Raw genomic sequence first — 16,166 nt, 5'->3', positions numbered from 1 at the left:
GTTAGAATTGACCTAATGTGGCGACGATTTTCGTTCCGAACGCAATTGTTTCTCCCGCTCGGCGCGAGCCTTCTCGCAGCCCTGATCCTGGGCGGCATATTACTGCAGATATTTGCAGCAGGTCAGGTCGCTGATGAACACGAGCCGGCTCGACGCTCGATCCAGACCATCGCCGCCGCGCTCAACAGCACTCTGCGCGCATCGGACAATCCGCAAAAGACCCTCGATGCATTTGTTCAGTCCTTGGACGCCTCCACGGATATTCAATTCCGCCGCATGGACGGAGGTCCCCCGCCGTCTCCGAAAGACTTGCGCAACCTGAAGAAGGTTCCGCAATGGTTCGTCAACCTCATCACCATACCAGAGATGGAAGCGGCGTTTCCGATCGTCATTGACGGCAAACATGTCGGCGATATCGTGTTCTTCCCGGACATATCGGCCGACTTGTTCGAGAAGTGGATCGGCTTCCTTGCGCTGACGAGCCTGGTCGCTGTCCTGATGGTGCTCGCCGCCACCGTTGCCTATGTCTTCGCCGGTTCGGCCCTGCGCCCACTGCAAGATCTCGGCGAAGGTCTCACGCGAATACGACGGGGCGACTACACGAGCCCAATTCCGGTCCGAGGCCCAGCGGAAATCCGGCAAGGCTGCGAGGAGGCGAACGCGCTGGCTGCAACGCTGGCGCAGTTGAGCCAGGACAATCGCGATCTGATGCACCGCCTGGTGTCGCTGCAAGATGACGAGCGGCGCGATCTCGCCCGCGAACTGCACGACGAGCTCGGGCCCCTCCTCTTCAGCATCCGCGCCGGCACGATCGCGCTGACCGATGCCTCCGAGCCAACGGGACATCTCGGCAATTCGGCTCAGGACCTGCTGCAATCGGTCGAGGCCCTGCAGCAGACCAACCGCCGCATCCTCGACCGGCTGCGGCCGCTCTATATCGAGGAGCTCGGCCTTTCGAGCAGCGTGCAAACGCTGCTCCGGAATTTTCGCAAGCAGGCACCTCATATCGTGCTGACGGACGCGATCGATCGCGATCTCAGCGCAATCGGCGGACCGCTGGCGCAGACCGTCTATCGGGTGATCCAGGAGGCACTGACCAACGTGCTGCGACATGCCAACGCCGGCAACGCACATGTGCAGGCGACGGTTGCCGACAAGACGCTCGTCGTCGAGATCTCCGACGATGGCGGCGGTTTCCCCGCGGACAACGTCTTCGGCCGGGGCCTGACCGGCATGCATGAGCGCGTGCGCGCGCTCAGCGGATCGCTATCGCTGTTGCGCGTGGATGACCGAACCTACGTGCGCTGCCGCCTTCCGGCGGAGACGATGCGGGACGTTCCACATCCAGGCTGAATCAGCAGGCGCAGCCATTATGCGCATTCTGTCGCGCCGGTTCGCACAGCGTGCTGCGGATCTTGCCATCCGGGCTGAAGCGGAACGAGGCCTGAATGCGCAGCGCGCCGGCGACGGAATATTCGAGGTGGACGCCGTGGGGCGCGGGATGGATCTCTTCCAGCCCGAACCCCGCCAAGGAGAAGGCGCTGAGACGCGGCTGCCAATAGGCCTCGATCTCGCTCCGGCCACGATAGCGCCGCGCGCCGTCGCAGGTGCATTCGAGCTGCGCGTCGTCGGCATAGAGGTCGAGCAGGGCTGTGAGGTCGCCCTTGCGGCAGGCATCCACCCAGTCGACGATAATTCCCATCTGGTCGAAATCACTCACGCCGCACCCAATCTGCCGCGGACAATACTGGCGGCTTAGAACCACACTCGTGAATATGCGCTGAATAATAAACCCCGGGCGATACCGGGTTCCCTCGATGGACCTGCCAACGAGCTCAGCTCTGCCGCCGGCCTCTTGCCCACACGCCGAAGGCGACGAGCACGGCGCCTGCAAGCGTGAACCAGGTGATTGCATATTGCAGATGGTCGTCCTTGAGATTCACCTGGAGCGGTCCCGGACGCGGGATGCCGTTCGCCGGCGCGGGCCGTTCGAGATCGATATAGAACGGCGCAACCGTGCCCCAGCCCAGCACGCTTGCGATTGCCAGATGATCGCGCACGAACCAGAGCCGCTTGCCGCGATCCTCCGCCGGAGTCAGCCAGCTTGGCGCCTCGGGAAAACGCAGATAGCCGGTGAGCTCAACCGGCTGGCCCGTGACGAGCTTGTTCACCGCGCGATCCTCGACGCTGCGGTCCTGCATCGTGTTCTCGATGAAACCCGCGTCGATCACGACCATCTCGCCGCCGGGAAGCCGCGCCGGCAGGAACGCCCAGGTGCCGGGGCCGGAGGCGTCCTTGCGCACCGCCGAGCCGGAGGAATAGACCATTGCATCGGGGAGGGCTGCATAGGTCGCGGTGAAGCTGACGCGGCGGAATTCGTCGCGGACGGGATTGAGCGCGGCCCATTGCGCGGACGGCGGCAGCGCAACCGGCGCGGCCGCAAGCCGTTCGGTGAGCGCCGCAATCAACTCGTGCTTGGCGGCGCGGCGCTGCAGCTGCCAGACACCGAGCGCCACGAACACAGCCGTGAGGAACAGCGTGAACAGCGCGAAGCCGGCCACGGGGGCCTTGCGCGACGCAGGCTCGTTCATTTCGCGCGATCGACCAACCGGCCCGGCGCTGCCTTGTGGTGGAATTGCAGCGCGATCAGCAACGACTTCATCGAGCGCAGCGGCAACAGCGTGGTGGCGAGGATGAGCGGCAGCCAGAGCACCGCATGCAGCCAATATGGCGGCTGGTACTTGACTTCGACGATGAGGGCGCACGCGACGACGATGCCGCCGGCCAGCATGATGATGAAGATCGCCGGACCGTCGCCGGTATCGATGAAGGCATAGTCGAGCCCGCAACGGTCGCATGCGGGCGCGAGCGTCAGAAAGCCCGCATAAAGCTTGCCCTGGCCGCAGCGCGGGCATTTGCAGGCAAGCCCACGCAGCGCGCTTTGCAGAACGGTGGTTTCGGACGGGGGTGTGCCGGCACTGTCGTTCATGATGGCGGACTCTATCACAGTTTCCGACGAAACTTCCGGTGGCCGGAAAGCGAAAGGGCGGCCCTGCGGCCGCCCTTCCTGATCGTGTTCGATCGGGCTCAGTGCGCGGCGCTGGCCATGGTCTCGGCGCCGCGTCCCCAGACGTAGATGCAGAGGAACAGGAACAGCCAGACCACGTCGACGAAGTGCCAGTACCAGGCCGCGAACTCGAAGCCGAGATGCTGCTTCGGCGTGAAGTGGCCGGCATAGGCGCGGAACAGGCACACCAGCAGGAAGATGGTGCCGACCAGCACATGGAAGCCGTGGAATCCGGTCGCCATGAAGAACGTCGCGCCGTAGACGTTGCCGCCGAAGGAGAACGCCGCGTGGGCGTACTCATAGGCCTGCACGCAGGTGAAGAGCGCGCCGAGCACGACGGTGAGGATCAGGCCATACTTCAAGCCCTGGCGGTCGTTCTCGAGCAGCGCATGGTGCGCCCAGGTCACGGTGGTGCCTGACGTGAGCAGGATCAGCGTGTTCAGCAGCGGCAGATGCCAGGGATCGAAGGTCTCGATGCCCTTCGGCGGCCAGGTGCCCGGGACCGCGCAGGCGCCGGGCTGCGTGCCGAGGCCGCAACCGAACACCGCATCGCGGGTGGCGTGGACGGCATCGGCCGGAAACAGCGCCGCGTTGAAATAGGCCCAGAACCAGGCGACGAAGAACATCACCTCGGAGGCGATGAACAGGATCATGCCGTAGCGGTGATGCAGCTGCACGACACGGGTGTGGTCGCCCTTGTACTGGGCTTCCTTGATCACGTCGGCCCACCAGCTCGCCATGGTGTAGAGCACGCCCACGGTGCCGACGCCGAACACGATCGGCGCCGCCGAGAACATGTGGTGCATCCAGGCGACCGCGCCGACCGCCATGATGAAGGCCGAGAGCGAGCCGACTGCCGGCCAGGGAGAGGGATCGACGAGGTGATAGTCGTGATGCTTGGTGTGCGCCGTGGCCATTTCCGTCTCTCTCCTCAATCCCGTGCCTGTCCGGCACCTATCCCCTTGTGTCCAACCGCCTGCGCAAAAGCCCTGCGGTCAAAGGTTTCCCTTGCGCTTGTCGGCTTCGCCCGATGCCAGCGGTTTCACCACGGGATCGCGCATCGGATAGAACGTGTAGGACAGCGTGATCGTGCTCAGCCCGTCGTTCTCATGGTCGGCGGCGATCGACGGATCGACGTAGAACACGACCGGCATCTCGCGCTTCTCACCGGGTGCCATGGTCTGCTCGGTGAAGCAGAAGCAGTTGATCTTCTGGAAATAGGCGCCGACCGTCAGGGGCGCGACGTTATAGGCGGCCTGGCCCGCGGTGGCGCGCGCCGCCTGGTTGGTCACGGTGTAGAAGACGGTCACGACCTGGCCGATATTGACCTCGATCTCGCTCTGCTCCGGCTCGAACTTCCAGGGCAGGCCGGGCGCGACGTTGGAATCGAAGCGCACCGAGATCTTCCGCGCTATCGGGCCCGTGGCCGGCGCTGAGGTCGCCACTTGCGTCGTGCCGTTGAAACCGGTGGCGCGGCAGAACCAACTGTAGAACGGCACCGCCGCGTAGGAGGCGCCGACCATCAGCGCGACCACGCCGCCGCAGATGGACGCGACCACCACATCGCGCCCCAGCCCGCGGCCCTTGCCCGGGTTGCGATGGCCCGGCTTGGCGCTGACGTCCTGCGATATGGTGGGCTCGTGATCCATGTTTCCTACATCGGCCGCACGAGCACTGCCGGCCCCTTGACCATGGTGACGGCGAAGAACAGCACCACGAGCACGCCGAGCGCCAAAGCGATGGCGATGGAGCGCTGACGACGGCTCTTCCGCTGCGCCTCGGTGAGGACGATTCCTTCCGGCTCGGGTTTGTCGGCCATCGCGGTGATCATGCGCCCCCAACCATCGGAGCAAGCGCCCGGTACACGACCTCGGCCAGCAGGGTCGCAAACAGTGCGAACAGGTACAGGATCGAGAACGCAAACAGCTTGCGGGTCGCGCGCAGCGACTGGCTGCGCTCGCGGCGCAGATAGACGTTGATGGCGAGCACCAGCATGCCGGCACCGAGAATCAGCGAGACCACGCCGTAGACGGCATCGAAATAGCCGAGCGCCCAGGGCGCGGCGGCGACCGCGATCAGCACGATGGTGTAGAGCAGGATCTGCAGACGCGTGGCGTCGGGACCGGCGACGTTCGGCAGCATCGGAATGCCGGCGCGCGCGTAGTCGTCGGAGCGGAACAGCGCCAGCGCCCAGAAATGCGGCGGGGTCCAGAAGAAGATGATGGCGAACAGCAGCAGCGGCTCGACGTCGACCGTGCCCGTCACCGAGGCCCAGGCCACCACCGGCGGCAGCGCGCCGGCCGCGCCGCCGATCACGATGTTCTGCGCGGTCCAGCGCTTCAGCCACATCGTGTAGATCACGACGTAGAAGAAGATGGTGAAGGCGAGCAGCGCGCCCGCGACCCAGTTGACGAGGATGCCGAGCGTCATCACCGAGAAGAAGGCGAGCGTCGTGCCGAACGCCATCGCTTCAGGGCGGGTGATGCGGCCGCGCGGGATCGGCCGGTTCGCCGTGCGCGACATCTTGGAGTCGATGTCGCCCTCGAGCGCCATGTTGAGCGCCCCGGAGGCGCCTGCACCGACCGCGATGCAGAGCAGCGAGGTGATCGCCAGCACCGGGTGGAAATGCCCCGGCGCCATCGCCATCCCGACCAGCGCAGTGAAGATCACCAGCGACATCACCCGCGGCTTGAGCAGCGCGAGATAATCGCCAACCTCCGCTTCGGAGATGTGGGGATTGATGTCGATGGCGTTGTGGTCGAGGACGGACACTTAGATCTACTCGCTTCGTTACAGCGCCGCGGCGCCCGTCACGGGCGCCGCGGGAGATTGCTTACTGCACGCGGGGCAGCACTTCGAACTGATGGAAGGGCGGCGGCGAGGACAGCGTCCACTCCAGCGTGGTCGCGCCGGCACCCCATGGATTGTCGCCTGCCGGCACCCTCTTCATGAAGGCGTCCAGCACGCAGTAGAGGAAGATCAGCACGCCGAAGCCGGAGATGTAGGAGCCGACCGACGAGACCAGGTTCCAGCCCGCGAACGCATCGGGATAGTCGATGTAGCGGCGCGGCATGCCGGACAGGCCGAGGAAGTGCTGCGGGAAGAACACCAGGTTGACGCCGACGAAGGTGACCCAGAAGTGCAGCTTGGCGAGCCCCTCATTGTACATGTAGCCCGACATCTTCGGGAACCAGTAGTACCAACCGGCGAAGATCGCGAATACCGCACCGAGCGACAGCACGTAATGGAAGTGCGCAACGACGTAATAGGTCTCCTGGAGCACGCGATCGACACCCGCGTTCGCCAGCACGACGCCGGTGACGCCGCCGACCGTGAACAGGAAGATGAAGCCCACCGCCCAGATCATCGGCGCGCGGAACTCGATCGAGCCGCCCCACATCGTGGCGATCCAGGAGAAGATCTTCACGCCGGTCGGAACGGCGATGACCATCGTGGCGGCGACGAAATAGGCCTGCGTCGCCGAGGACATGCCGACCGTGTACATGTGGTGCGCCCACACCACGAAGCCGATGCCGCCGATCGCGACCATGGCGTAGGCCATGCCGAGATAGCCGAACACGGGCTTGCGCGAGAAGGTCGAGACGATCTGGCTGATCATGCCGAAGCCGGGCAGGATCAGGATGTAGACCTCGGGGTGACCGAAGAACCAGAACAGATGCTGGAACAGCACGGGGTCGCCGCCGCCGTCGGGAGCGAAGAACGTCGTGCCGAAATTGCGGTCGGTGAGCAGCATGGTGATCGCACCGGCGAGCACCGGCAGCGACAACAGCAGCAGGAACACCGTCACCAGGATCGACCACACGAACAGCGGCATCTTGTGCAGGGTCATGCCCGGCGCGCGCATGTTGAAGATGGTGGTGATGAAGTTGATCGCGCCCAGGATCGAGGAGGCACCGGCGAGGTGCAGCGACAGGATCGCGAAGTCGACCGCCGGGCCGGGATGGCCCGAGGTCGACAGCGGCGCGTAGATGGTCCAACCCGCCCCGACGCCGTTGGAGCCCGGCTCGCCCTCGACGAAGGTCGACATCAAGAGCAGCGCGAACGATGCCGGCAGCAGCCAGAACGAGATGTTGTTCATGCGCGGGAACGCCATGTCGGGCGCGCCGATCATCAGCGGTACGAACCAGTTGCCGAAGCCGCCGATCATCGCGGGCATGACCATGAAGAAGATCATGATCAGGCCGTGCGAGGTCACGAACACGTTGTAGGTGTGGGCCTCGTGGAAGACCTGCACGCCCGGATACATCAGCTCGGCCCGGATCGCGATCGACATCGCCGCACCGATGATGCCGGCGACGACCGCGAAGATCAGGTACATCGTGCCGATGTCCTTGTGATTGGTCGAATAGACGTAGCGCCGCCATCCGGTCGGATGGGCATGCTCGTCATGATGCGCGTGATCGCCGTGTGCCGCTGCGCTCGTTGCCATTTTCAAATCCTGCCTTGCGTCCCATTCGGACCTTTGGAGGTCCCACCCTTATCGCTTTCAGTCCCTCAGGCCGCCCCCGGCGCTTACTGCGTCGGGCCGGCCGCGGAGGCGTAGGTGCTGGTGCCGCCGCTCGCAAACTTCTTCTTCGCCGTCTCGACCCAGGAGGCGAACTCCTGGTCGCTCACCACGCGGATCGCAATCGGCATGAAGGCGTGATCCTTGCCGCACAGTTCCGAGCACTGACCGTAGTACATGCCGGTCTTGGTGGCCTTGAACCAGGTCTCGTTCAGACGGCCGGGAATGGCGTCGATCTTGACGCCGAAAGCCGGCAGCGCGAACGCATGGATGACGTCCGCACCCGTGGTCTGGACGCGAATCACCTTGTTGACCGGCACCACCATCTCGTTGTCGACGCCGAGCAGACGGGGCTGCTTGTCCTGCGCCATCAGCGAATCGAATTCGAACTTGCCGTTATCCGGATAGGCATAGGACCAGTACCACTGCTTGCCGGTCGCCTTCACGGTCAGGTCCGCTTTCGGAATGTCGAGCTCCAGGAACAGCAGCCGGAACGACGGCACCGAAATGCCGACCAGGATCAGCACCGGGACGAGCGTCCAAGCCACCTCGATCAGCGTGTTGTGGGTGGTCCGCGACGGCACCGGATTGGCCTTCGCGTTGAACTTGACGACCACGATCACGAGCAGCGCCAGGACGAACAGCGTGATCAGGGTGATCAGCACGAAGAGGAAGTTATGGAACCAGACGATGTTGTCCATCACCGGGGAACCGGACTGCTGGAGCGTCCACTCCCACGGCGACGGCTGCCCGAGCTCGGCCAATGCCGCACCACCCGTCGCCAGCGTGACTCCAGCCGCCACCAAGGCGATGGTGGCCAATCCCAGCAGTTGCCGGCCCACCCGACCCATCGACATCCTCATGTCGTTCGCGCTCCCCTTCCGAAATCACCCCACGTGCATTTCCCTGTTTGCGGGAAACGCTTATTCGCTCCGCCAGTCCGACAAACCGCCACGCAAGAATACCTCTAAGAGGAATTGGGGCCAGATCGCTAGAACGCGAAATCAAGCCTCTCAAACCATAATTCTTGATCTATCGCAATGCAGTCTTGAGCCCCGCCTGCCAGCCATCACCGGCAAGATATTTCCCAGCAAGATCAGACAAAAATACCGTTTCCCGGGACGCTGCGGCTTGACAGCGAAATTGCCCGCGGTAGGCACTGGAAGACTGCCACGCGGCAGCCTGATTCGTGCGGGCAATGGCGGTGTGCGCGGCGCGGAATTTGCTTGGGAATCGCCTTCAAGACGCCGTCATTCCGTATCAGTCCGCCAGATCAGTCCGCCAAGCGCGAGCAACCCAGGCGAGCAGAGGGACCGACCCGATGGGGCTTTCGAGATCGATGGCAAGGCCGGCGAACGGCCTCCCGGCGCTCGCCGCCCTCGTGGCTGCGATGGTCCTGCTGGCGCTGCCGGGGCTTGCCCATGCGCAGGGCGCGGTGCGCTCCGTCCATGGCGACTGGCAGATCCGCTGCGACACCCCGCCCGGCGCCCAGACCGAGCAATGCGCCCTGATTCAGAGCGTGGTGGCGGAAGACCGCTCCAATGCCGGCCTGACCGTGATCGTGCTCAAGACCGCTGACCAGAAGAGCCGGCTGATGCGCGTGGTCGCTCCGCTCGGGGTCCTGTTGCCCTCCGGCCTCGGGCTCAAGCTCGACAACCAGGACGTCGGCCGCGCCGGCTTCGTCCGCTGCCTGCCCAACGGCTGCGTCGCCGAGGTGGTCCTGGAGGACAAGCTGCTCGGTCAGCTCCGCAGCGCCAAGACCGCGACCTTCATCATCTTCGAGACCCCGGAAGAAGGCATCGGCTTCCCGCTCAGCCTGAACGGGCTCGGCGAGGGCTACGATAAGCTGCCGTAGGAGCGGCTAATCCTGACAATCCTTTTGTTTCCGTAATGTGAGGCTTCGCGCCCTCGCGGAACCGATCCGAAACCATTATCTTGCCCCACATCCCCGGCTAATGGACGGACGCATGACCAATCCTGCCACGACCTCCCTGCTCGACCGTGCCAATCTCGACCGCGATCAGGTTCGCAGCGAGGTCGCGCGCGGGCTTTCCGGCGCTGACGACGGCGAACTGTTCCTGGAATACAGCCAGACCGAAGCGCTGATGTTCGACAATGGGCGGCTGAAGCAGGCGACCTATGACACCTCGCAGGGATTTGGCCTGCGCGCCGTCAAGGACGATGCGGTCGGCTACGCGCATTCCTCCGACGTGTCGCTGCCGGCGCTGATTCGCGCGGCGGACGCCGTTGCCGCCGTGCGCGGCGGCTACTCCGGCAGCTTCTCGGCGCCGCCCCCACATACCAATGTCCGCCTCTATGGCGACGACAATCCGCTGGACGCGCCGGGCTTCGAAACCAAAGTAAAACTGCTCGCCGAGATCGACGCTTACTTGCGCGACAAGGACCCGCGGGTGCGGCAGGTCAGCGTCAGCCTGGGTGCGACCTGGCAGGTCGTCGAGATCCTGCGGCCCGACGGCGAGAGCTATCGCGACATCCGCCCGCTGGTGCGCGTCAACATTTCCGTGGTCGCCGGCCAGGGCGACCGCCAGGAGAGCGGCAGCAAGGGCTATGGCGGCCGCGCCGGCTATGCCGAGTTCATCGAGAGCAAGAACTGGCGCGAGGCCGCCGACGGCGCGCTGCGCGAGGCGCTGGTCAATCTGGAATCGATCCCCGCCCCCGCGGGCGAGATGGACGTCGTGCTGGGCGCCGGCTGGCCCGGCGTGATGCTGCATGAAGCGGTCGGCCACGGCCTCGAGGGCGATTTCAACCGCAAGAAGACGTCCGCGTTCGCCGGCCTGATGGGCCAGCAGGTCGCGGCCAAGGGCGTCACCGTGGTCGACGACGGCACCATCGCCTCGCGCCGCGGCTCGCTGTCGATCGACGACGAGGGCACGCCGACCAATCGCACCGTGCTGATCGAGGACGGCATCCTGGTCGGCTACATGCAGGACCGCCAGAACGCACGGCTGATGAACATGAAGCCGACCGGCAACGGCCGTCGCCAAGGTTATGCCCATGTGCCGATGCCGCGCATGACCAACACCTACATGCTCGCCGGCGACCGCGATCCGGCCGAGATCATCGCCTCGGTGAAGAACGGCGTGTTCGCCGCGAATTTCGGCGGCGGACAGGTCGACATCACCTCGGGCAAGTACGTGTTCCAGTGCACCGAGGCCTACAAGATCGAGAACGGCAAGATCGGAGCGCCGCTCAAGGGCGCCATGCTGATCGGCAACGGGCCGACCGACCTGCATCGCATCCGCATGATCGGCAACGACCTTGCGCTCGACACCGGCATCGGCACCTGCGGCAAGAACGGCCAGGGCGTGCCCGTCGGCGTCGGCCAGCCGTCACTGCTGATGGAACGCATCACCGTGGGTGGAACCGGCGCATGAGTGTTGAAGACAAGGTCACGGTCAGCCCCAAGCGCAAAAGCAGCGGCTGGGGCGGACAGATCGCTCAGCTCGCCGGCATCGTCGCCGCGGTCTTCATCGCCAAGGGCGCGCTCGCCGAGCCGTTCTACGTGCCGTCGGGCTCGATGGAGCCGACGCTCCTGATCGGTGATGCGCTGCTCGCCTCGAAATTCCCCTATGGCTACGGCACCTCGTCGCTGCCGATCCAGATCAGCCTGCCGGAAAGCGGCCGCGTGTTCGCGGAGACGCCGAAGCTCGGCGACGTCGTCGTCTTCCGCTGGCCCGGCGATCGTTCGCAGGCCTGGGTCAAGCGCGTCGTGGGCTTGCCCGGCGACCGCATCCAGATGCGGCAGGGCCAGCTCTTCATCAACGACCGTCCGGCCGAGTTGAAGCCGGACGGCGTCGGCGCCGCCGAGAACGACAGCGGCGGCAGCGAGCCCGCCTATCGCTATGTCGAGACGCTGCCGAACGGCGTCTCGCATCTGATCTTCAAAATGCGCGACAGCGGTCCGCTCGACAACACGCCCGAGGTGACGGTTCCGGCCGGGCATCTGTTCGTGCTCGGCGACAACCGCGACAATTCCGCCGATAGCCGCGTGCCGCTGCGCTCCGGCGGCGTCGGCCTGCTGCCGATCGACAATCTGATCGGCCGTGCAGACGCAGTGGTCGGCTCCTGGGACCTCGGCATGCGTAGCCAGCCGGTGTGGACCTGGCTGTCCGGATTCAGGCTGTCGCGGTTCTTCACCGCCGTGCACTGATTGGCCGCAGGGTGAGCAAGGATGAATTCCTCGCGCTCGCCTTACGCAATCCGGTCAACGCCGCGATCGCCGACGAGCTGCATCGACTTGCATTACCGGATGCGTGGCTGGTGTCGGGATGCCTGGTGCAGACGGTATGGAACGTGCTCACGGGGCGCCCGATCGACCACGGCATCGCCGATTACGACGTGTTCTATTTCGACGCCGATACATCGTGGGAGGCCGAGGACGCGGTGATCCGCACCCTCCATACGCGCCTCGCGCATCTCGGCGCCAAGATCGAGGTCCGCAACCAGGCCCGCGTGCACATGTGGTACCCGGCCAAGCACGGCCTGCCCTATCCGCCGCTGAGAAGCTCGAGGGAAGGCATCGACCGCTTCCTCACGCAGAACACGCAGGTCGGCGTCAGGCGCGCAAGCGATGGCCACGAGGTCTACGCACCGCGCGGGTTTGACGACATTGCGGCACTGATCGCGCGGCCAAATCCAGGACCGAATTTTTCCGCGGCGAACTACGAAGCGAAGGCTAAGCGCTGGAAGGCGCTGTGGCCGGAGATCACGGTGATCGCGGCGGAGTGAGATGCCGCTACATCTTACCCGTCATTGCGAGCGCAGCGAAGCAATCCAGAATCCGTCCGCGGAAACAGCCTGGATTGCTTCGCTGCGCTCGCAATGACGGCGGAGGGAGTGCGTGCTATCTGACCACGCCCGAGGTGAACCCCGCCTTCCTTCGCGGCGGCTTGATTTCCTTCTTCAGGAAGCAGCGCGCCTCGCGCCCGGTGTAGCCGGGGCGGGCATAGGTGAAGGCGCGGCATTTGTTGTCGGCGGTGCAGGCGGCCTTGCACGCCTCGACGCTTTCGCCGTCCTTGAGCTCGAAATTGCGCAAGTCGCCGCCGGGACGGTCGATCGACGTCTCGACGCCTTCGACGCGCGGCTCGATCACGCCGGCGCCGCGCACGCCCGAGATACAGCAACTACCCGGCACGCGCGCCGGCACGGTGTTCTTCAGCCAGCACACGGCCGAGCCGCCTTCGACATCGGGATAGTTGAAGCTCCAGGAGCGGCAACGGCGATCGCGCTCGCACAGCAGCGCGCAATCCTCGGGATCGCCGGAGGTGACGGGCGTACTGAAATAGTCGCCGCCGGGCCGGTCGAACGCCGTCTGGGCAAGCGCCGGCGCGCTCGCAAACGCAAGCGAAAGCAGCGCGACACATGCCGCGGCGCTGGACATGATGGCCCCGGACAGGCGGCCCTTCCCCATCGGAACAGCTTTCGAGTTATTGACGACGCTCAGGTTTTTTCAGCCGGTCATTTGATCGCCGCAAACCTGTATGGGCGATGAACGGCTGAATCCTGGGTGCCCGGCTTCAGAGGTCTAGAACGCGTATTCCGCGTAGGCCGGTTCCACCGAGCCCTTCCAGGGACCGTTGAATTTATCCAGCATCTCCTCGGCCGGCGTCCGGCCGGAATCGATGATGCGATCGAGCGGCTCGAGATGCCGGGTTTCGTCGCGGCCGAGTTGATCGATCCGGCCGCGCCGGCGCAGGCCAGCATGGGCAAGAACGAGGCATTCCTTGGCGATCTCGAACAGATAGCGGTCCTTGATCCGCGCCTTGAAGCCCATGCGCGGCACGTCGTCGCGCAGGGCTTGGCGTTCATGCGCGCTCCAGTGCTTGACGATCTCCCAGGCGGCATCGAGCGAGGCATCGTCGTAGAGCAGCCCGACCCAGAACGCCGGCAGCGCCGGCAAGCGGCCCCATGGGCCGCCGTCCGAGCCGCGCATCTCGAGATAGCGCTTCAGCCGCACTTCCGGGAAGATCGTCGAGAGGTGGTTGGCCCAGTCCGACAAGGTCGGACGCTCGCCGGGAAGGTTGTTGTTGCGGCCGTCGAAGAAGGCGCGGAACGAGGAGCCCGAGACGTCAATGTACTCCTCGCCGCGCTTGACGAAATACATGGGCACGTCCAGCGCATAATCGACATAGCGCTCGAACCCCATGCCGTCCTCGAACGCCCACGGCATCATGCCTGCGCGCGCGTTGTCGGTGTCGCGCCAGATCTCGGACCGGAACGAGAGGAAGCCGTTCGGCTTGCCCTCAGTGAACGGTGAATTGGCGAACAGCGCGGTTGCGACCGGTTGAAGCGCGAGCGAGACGCGCAGCTTCTTGACCATGTCGGCTTCCGACGAGAAGTCGAGATTGGTCTGCACCGTGCAGGTCCGGTACATCATGTCGAGGCCGTATTGGCCGACCTTCGGCATGTAATTGGTCATGATCTTGTAGCGGCCCTTGGGCATCACCGGGATATCGGCGCGCGACCAGGACGGCGTCATGCCGAGGCCGAGGAAGCCGATGCCGAGCGGGGTTGCGATCTCGCGCACCTGCGCCAAGTGCGCCATCAGCTCGCTCTGGGTCTGGTGCACGTTCTCGACCGGCGCGCCGGACAGCTCGAACTGTCCGCCGGGCTCGAGCGAGATGGCGCCGCCGCCGGTGACGTCGTAGAGGCCGATGATGTTGCCCTGCTCCATGATCGGCTCCCAGCCGAGCAGGAGCTTCATGCCTTCGAGCAGCGCGCCGATGCCGCGCGCGCCCTCGTAAGGCACCGGACGATGACCGTCGAGCGTGAACGGCGTCTTCTCGTGCTCGGTGCCCATGCGGAATTCGGACGGGTCCTTGCAGCCCGCCTCGAACCACGCGACGAGTTCGTCGCGTGATTGCAGCGGTGTCATGTCGATCTGGTCTCGCGCCATATCAAACTCTAATCAAAAGCGCTTCGACCGAACGCGCGCGGGTGACAGGGATGGCCCGCGAACCCACCGGTTGCACGGGCGAGCGGGGTTGCCGCGCGATCATCGCGACGGCATGGTTTCGTTGGCGGCCGCGGGCGGCAGTTTCATCTCGCCGCACGAGCAGCCCAGGCGATCGAGCAGATTGCTGAGCTTGACGGCGTCGGCGTCCGACAGTTTCGAACCGACATATTTCTCGATCGCGGCCGAATAGGCGCCCCACATCCGCTTCTGCAGCTCGCGGCCGGCTTCGGTGATCTCGACGAACTGGCCGCGCTTGTCGATCTTGCATTCGCGCCGCGAGGCGAGGCCCTCGTCGACCAGGCGGTCGATCAGGCGCGAGGTCGAATATTGCGGGATCAGCATCTGCCGCTCGAGCTCGACCGGCCGCAGCTCGCCCGAGGGCGCCCGCGACAGTTCGAGCAGCGCGTCATACCAGGCCAGCGGTGGGAAGCCGGCCTTCTTCAAGTCCTGCTCGACGCAATCGAGCACGCGGCTCTGCACCCGCATCAGGCGGATCCAGGCGGCGGTTGCCTCGGTCGATGGTTTGCGTTTCATGATTCCGCTCAAGCTCGTCGCCCGTCTCTTACTCCATTCGATGCACCTGCATCAATCTTGACTATTTCAAGCAGGTGCATGTAGTCGTTCTTTCGGCCGAACCAAGCGTCAGGGGAAGGAATTTCCTCGAAACCGGACGGTTTGCCCGGTGTGTGCCCGCCGTCCCCACATCGTGATCCTGGAGGCCGGCCCGCTCTATGGCCTGGTCGAGGTCGGTAGCGGCGCCAAGAAGCCCGAAAATAGTGAGAATTATCTGAAGCTGCCCCCCTTGGGGCCAGGTCCCTGCGCTGGGCCTCGACAGCAAATGAGATCGTGACGGAAGGCCAAGTGATTGTCCAGATGATCGCCAATCAGGTCTGGTCCACCGTCGCGAAACACGACCGGAAGGACGGCGAAGAGCCGGACCGGTGATTCGGCTCTTTCCTTGCCACATTAGCTAGTCCGAAGATTTGCGATGCGCTGACGCCGATTTTACGAGCATTGTCCGGGTTAACAATAACTCCGCGTTGTGCGCTCCGGGGACGTCACCATCCTTGTGAGAGCAATGCTCTTGGCTCAGCTTCAGCGCGGGGACAGGACGCTAGCCGTCGGACCGGAAAAACTATCGTGACGACTGTACTCCTCCTCCTGCTCGCGAGTGCAATAACCGGCTTGGCGACGGGGCTATTCTTCCGAGTCTGGACTCTATTGCTGGTCTCGCCGGCGACTGCGATCCTTGCCGCGACCGTCCTTCAGACCTCAGGCTTTGGCTTTTGGACGGGCGTTCCAATCGTCGTCGGCTGCCTGATTGCCGGCCAGGTCGCCTACTTGGCGGCGACATTCTACGTGCACAGAGGTGAGCTTTCAGTGCAGGACGAGATCGACGGCGAACCAGGCAAGCACGGCCAGCGCCATATCAAAGATGAGGACGAGTAGGACCAGGTCGACCCACGAAGGAACTCTTCTGCGCCTCCGGAGGAGCCGGCGGCGCGGCCACGGCCGCCGCAGCAGCGACAAGGGGACGTATCTTACCGCAACGCCGGCTGCGCTGTCTTGAGACACCGTGGAGATCATTGCGGGACACC

The 16,166-nt window shown here is 64.7% G+C and carries 18 protein-coding genes; 6 read left to right on the top strand and 12 right to left on the bottom strand.

Translation table 11 applies throughout. The features are described from left to right. Window positions 1-15 precede the first annotated feature (15 nt). Entirely contained in the window at window positions 16-1,353 is a 1,338-nt protein-coding gene (locus P0R31_RS22300) for a histidine kinase (RefSeq protein WP_275516310.1), read from the top strand. 1 nt (window position 1,354) lies between these two features. On the opposite strand, the gene P0R31_RS22295 is transcribed toward P0R31_RS22300, so the two are convergent. The 9 genes from P0R31_RS22295 to coxB all read right to left on the bottom strand — a co-directional run bounded on the left by P0R31_RS22295 (window position 1,355) and on the right by coxB (window position 8,455). Next, window positions 1,355-1,720, bottom strand: coding sequence for a nuclear transport factor 2 family protein (locus P0R31_RS22295; protein ID WP_275516309.1), 366 nt, complete (start codon window positions 1,718-1,720; stop codon window positions 1,355-1,357). Window positions 1,721-1,835: 115 nt separating this feature from the next. Continuing rightward, complete coding sequence (locus P0R31_RS22290; protein ID WP_275516307.1) at window positions 1,836-2,591, bottom strand: SURF1 family protein; 756 nt, start codon at window positions 2,589-2,591, stop codon at window positions 1,836-1,838. After that, window positions 2,588-2,989, bottom strand: coding sequence for a DUF983 domain-containing protein (locus P0R31_RS22285; protein WP_035996593.1), 402 nt, complete (start codon window positions 2,987-2,989; stop codon window positions 2,588-2,590). Before P0R31_RS22285 ends, P0R31_RS22290 begins: the two co-directional genes overlap by 4 nt. 98 nt (window positions 2,990-3,087) lie before the next feature. Beyond that, window positions 3,088-3,984 carry a cytochrome c oxidase subunit 3 gene (locus P0R31_RS22280; RefSeq protein ID WP_035996590.1) on the bottom strand — a complete coding sequence of 299 codons (897 nt, stop codon included), beginning with the start codon at window positions 3,982-3,984 and terminating at the stop codon, window positions 3,088-3,090. 78 nt (window positions 3,985-4,062) lie between these two features. After that, window positions 4,063-4,716: a cytochrome c oxidase assembly protein gene (locus P0R31_RS22275; RefSeq protein WP_275516306.1), complete on the bottom strand. Its 654-nt coding sequence runs from the start codon at window positions 4,714-4,716 to the stop codon at window positions 4,063-4,065. 5 nt (window positions 4,717-4,721) lie between these two features. Beyond that, on the bottom strand, window positions 4,722-4,898 hold the full coding sequence (locus P0R31_RS22270; protein ID WP_035996586.1) for a hypothetical protein: 177 nt from the start codon (window positions 4,896-4,898) through the stop codon (window positions 4,722-4,724). After that, window positions 4,895-5,839, bottom strand: coding sequence for a heme o synthase (locus P0R31_RS22265; RefSeq protein ID WP_275516305.1), 945 nt, complete (start codon window positions 5,837-5,839; stop codon window positions 4,895-4,897). The genes P0R31_RS22270 and P0R31_RS22265 overlap by 4 nt, the downstream gene beginning before the upstream one ends. 61 nt (window positions 5,840-5,900) lie before the next feature. After that, entirely contained in the window at window positions 5,901-7,517 is a 1,617-nt protein-coding gene (gene ctaD / locus P0R31_RS22260) for a cytochrome c oxidase subunit I (protein WP_035996582.1), read from the bottom strand. 83 nt (window positions 7,518-7,600) lie between these two features. After that, on the bottom strand, window positions 7,601-8,455 hold the full coding sequence (gene coxB / locus P0R31_RS22255) for a cytochrome c oxidase subunit II (protein ID WP_275516304.1): 855 nt from the start codon (window positions 8,453-8,455) through the stop codon (window positions 7,601-7,603). Window positions 8,456-8,913: 458 nt separating this feature from the next. Between coxB and P0R31_RS22250 the strand changes: the two genes are divergently transcribed. The 4 genes from P0R31_RS22250 to P0R31_RS22235 all read left to right on the top strand — a co-directional run bounded on the left by P0R31_RS22250 (window position 8,914) and on the right by P0R31_RS22235 (window position 12,341). Next, window positions 8,914-9,447, top strand: coding sequence for an invasion associated locus B family protein (locus tag P0R31_RS22250; RefSeq protein ID WP_036040195.1), 534 nt, complete (start codon window positions 8,914-8,916; stop codon window positions 9,445-9,447). A gap of 112 nt (window positions 9,448-9,559) precedes the next feature. Then, complete coding sequence (gene tldD, locus P0R31_RS22245) at window positions 9,560-10,987, top strand: metalloprotease TldD (protein ID WP_275516303.1); 1,428 nt, start codon at window positions 9,560-9,562, stop codon at window positions 10,985-10,987. Continuing rightward, window positions 10,984-11,763, top strand: coding sequence for a signal peptidase I (gene lepB / locus P0R31_RS22240; RefSeq protein ID WP_275516302.1), 780 nt, complete (start codon window positions 10,984-10,986; stop codon window positions 11,761-11,763). The genes tldD and lepB overlap by 4 nt, the downstream gene beginning before the upstream one ends. Before the next feature lie 11 nt (window positions 11,764-11,774). Next, window positions 11,775-12,341, top strand: coding sequence for a nucleotidyltransferase family protein (locus P0R31_RS22235; RefSeq protein ID WP_275516300.1), 567 nt, complete (start codon window positions 11,775-11,777; stop codon window positions 12,339-12,341). A 115-nt stretch (window positions 12,342-12,456) separates the two neighbouring features. Here the strand turns inward: P0R31_RS22235 and P0R31_RS22230 are convergent, their stop codons facing one another. From P0R31_RS22230 to P0R31_RS22220, 3 genes are all read right to left on the bottom strand, one after another. Continuing rightward, the gene (locus P0R31_RS22230; protein ID WP_275516298.1) at window positions 12,457-13,023 is read right to left on the bottom strand and encodes a PAN domain-containing protein; all 567 of its coding nucleotides are present in this window, start codon (window positions 13,021-13,023) and stop codon (window positions 12,457-12,459) included. Between the two features lie 114 nt (window positions 13,024-13,137). Then, window positions 13,138-14,508: a glutamate--cysteine ligase gene (locus tag P0R31_RS22225; protein ID WP_275516296.1), complete on the bottom strand. Its 1,371-nt coding sequence runs from the start codon at window positions 14,506-14,508 to the stop codon at window positions 13,138-13,140. A gap of 99 nt (window positions 14,509-14,607) precedes the next feature. Further along, window positions 14,608-15,102 (bottom strand): MarR family winged helix-turn-helix transcriptional regulator, encoded by a 495-nt coding sequence (locus P0R31_RS22220; protein WP_035996519.1) that lies wholly within the window; start codon window positions 15,100-15,102, stop codon window positions 14,608-14,610. A gap of 606 nt (window positions 15,103-15,708) precedes the next feature. On the opposite strand from P0R31_RS22220, the gene P0R31_RS22215 reads away from it, so the two are divergent. After that, window positions 15,709-16,017 carry a hypothetical protein gene (locus P0R31_RS22215; RefSeq protein WP_245452296.1) on the top strand — a complete coding sequence of 103 codons (309 nt, stop codon included), beginning with the start codon at window positions 15,709-15,711 and terminating at the stop codon, window positions 16,015-16,017. Window positions 16,018-16,166: the final 149 nt, after the last annotated feature.

Origin of the sequence: Bradyrhizobium yuanmingense, assembly GCF_029167105.1 — a bacterium.
Classification (GTDB): Bacteria; Pseudomonadota; Alphaproteobacteria; order Rhizobiales; family Xanthobacteraceae; genus Bradyrhizobium; species Bradyrhizobium yuanmingense_A.
This window is presented reverse-complemented; position numbering and strand designations above follow the sequence as displayed.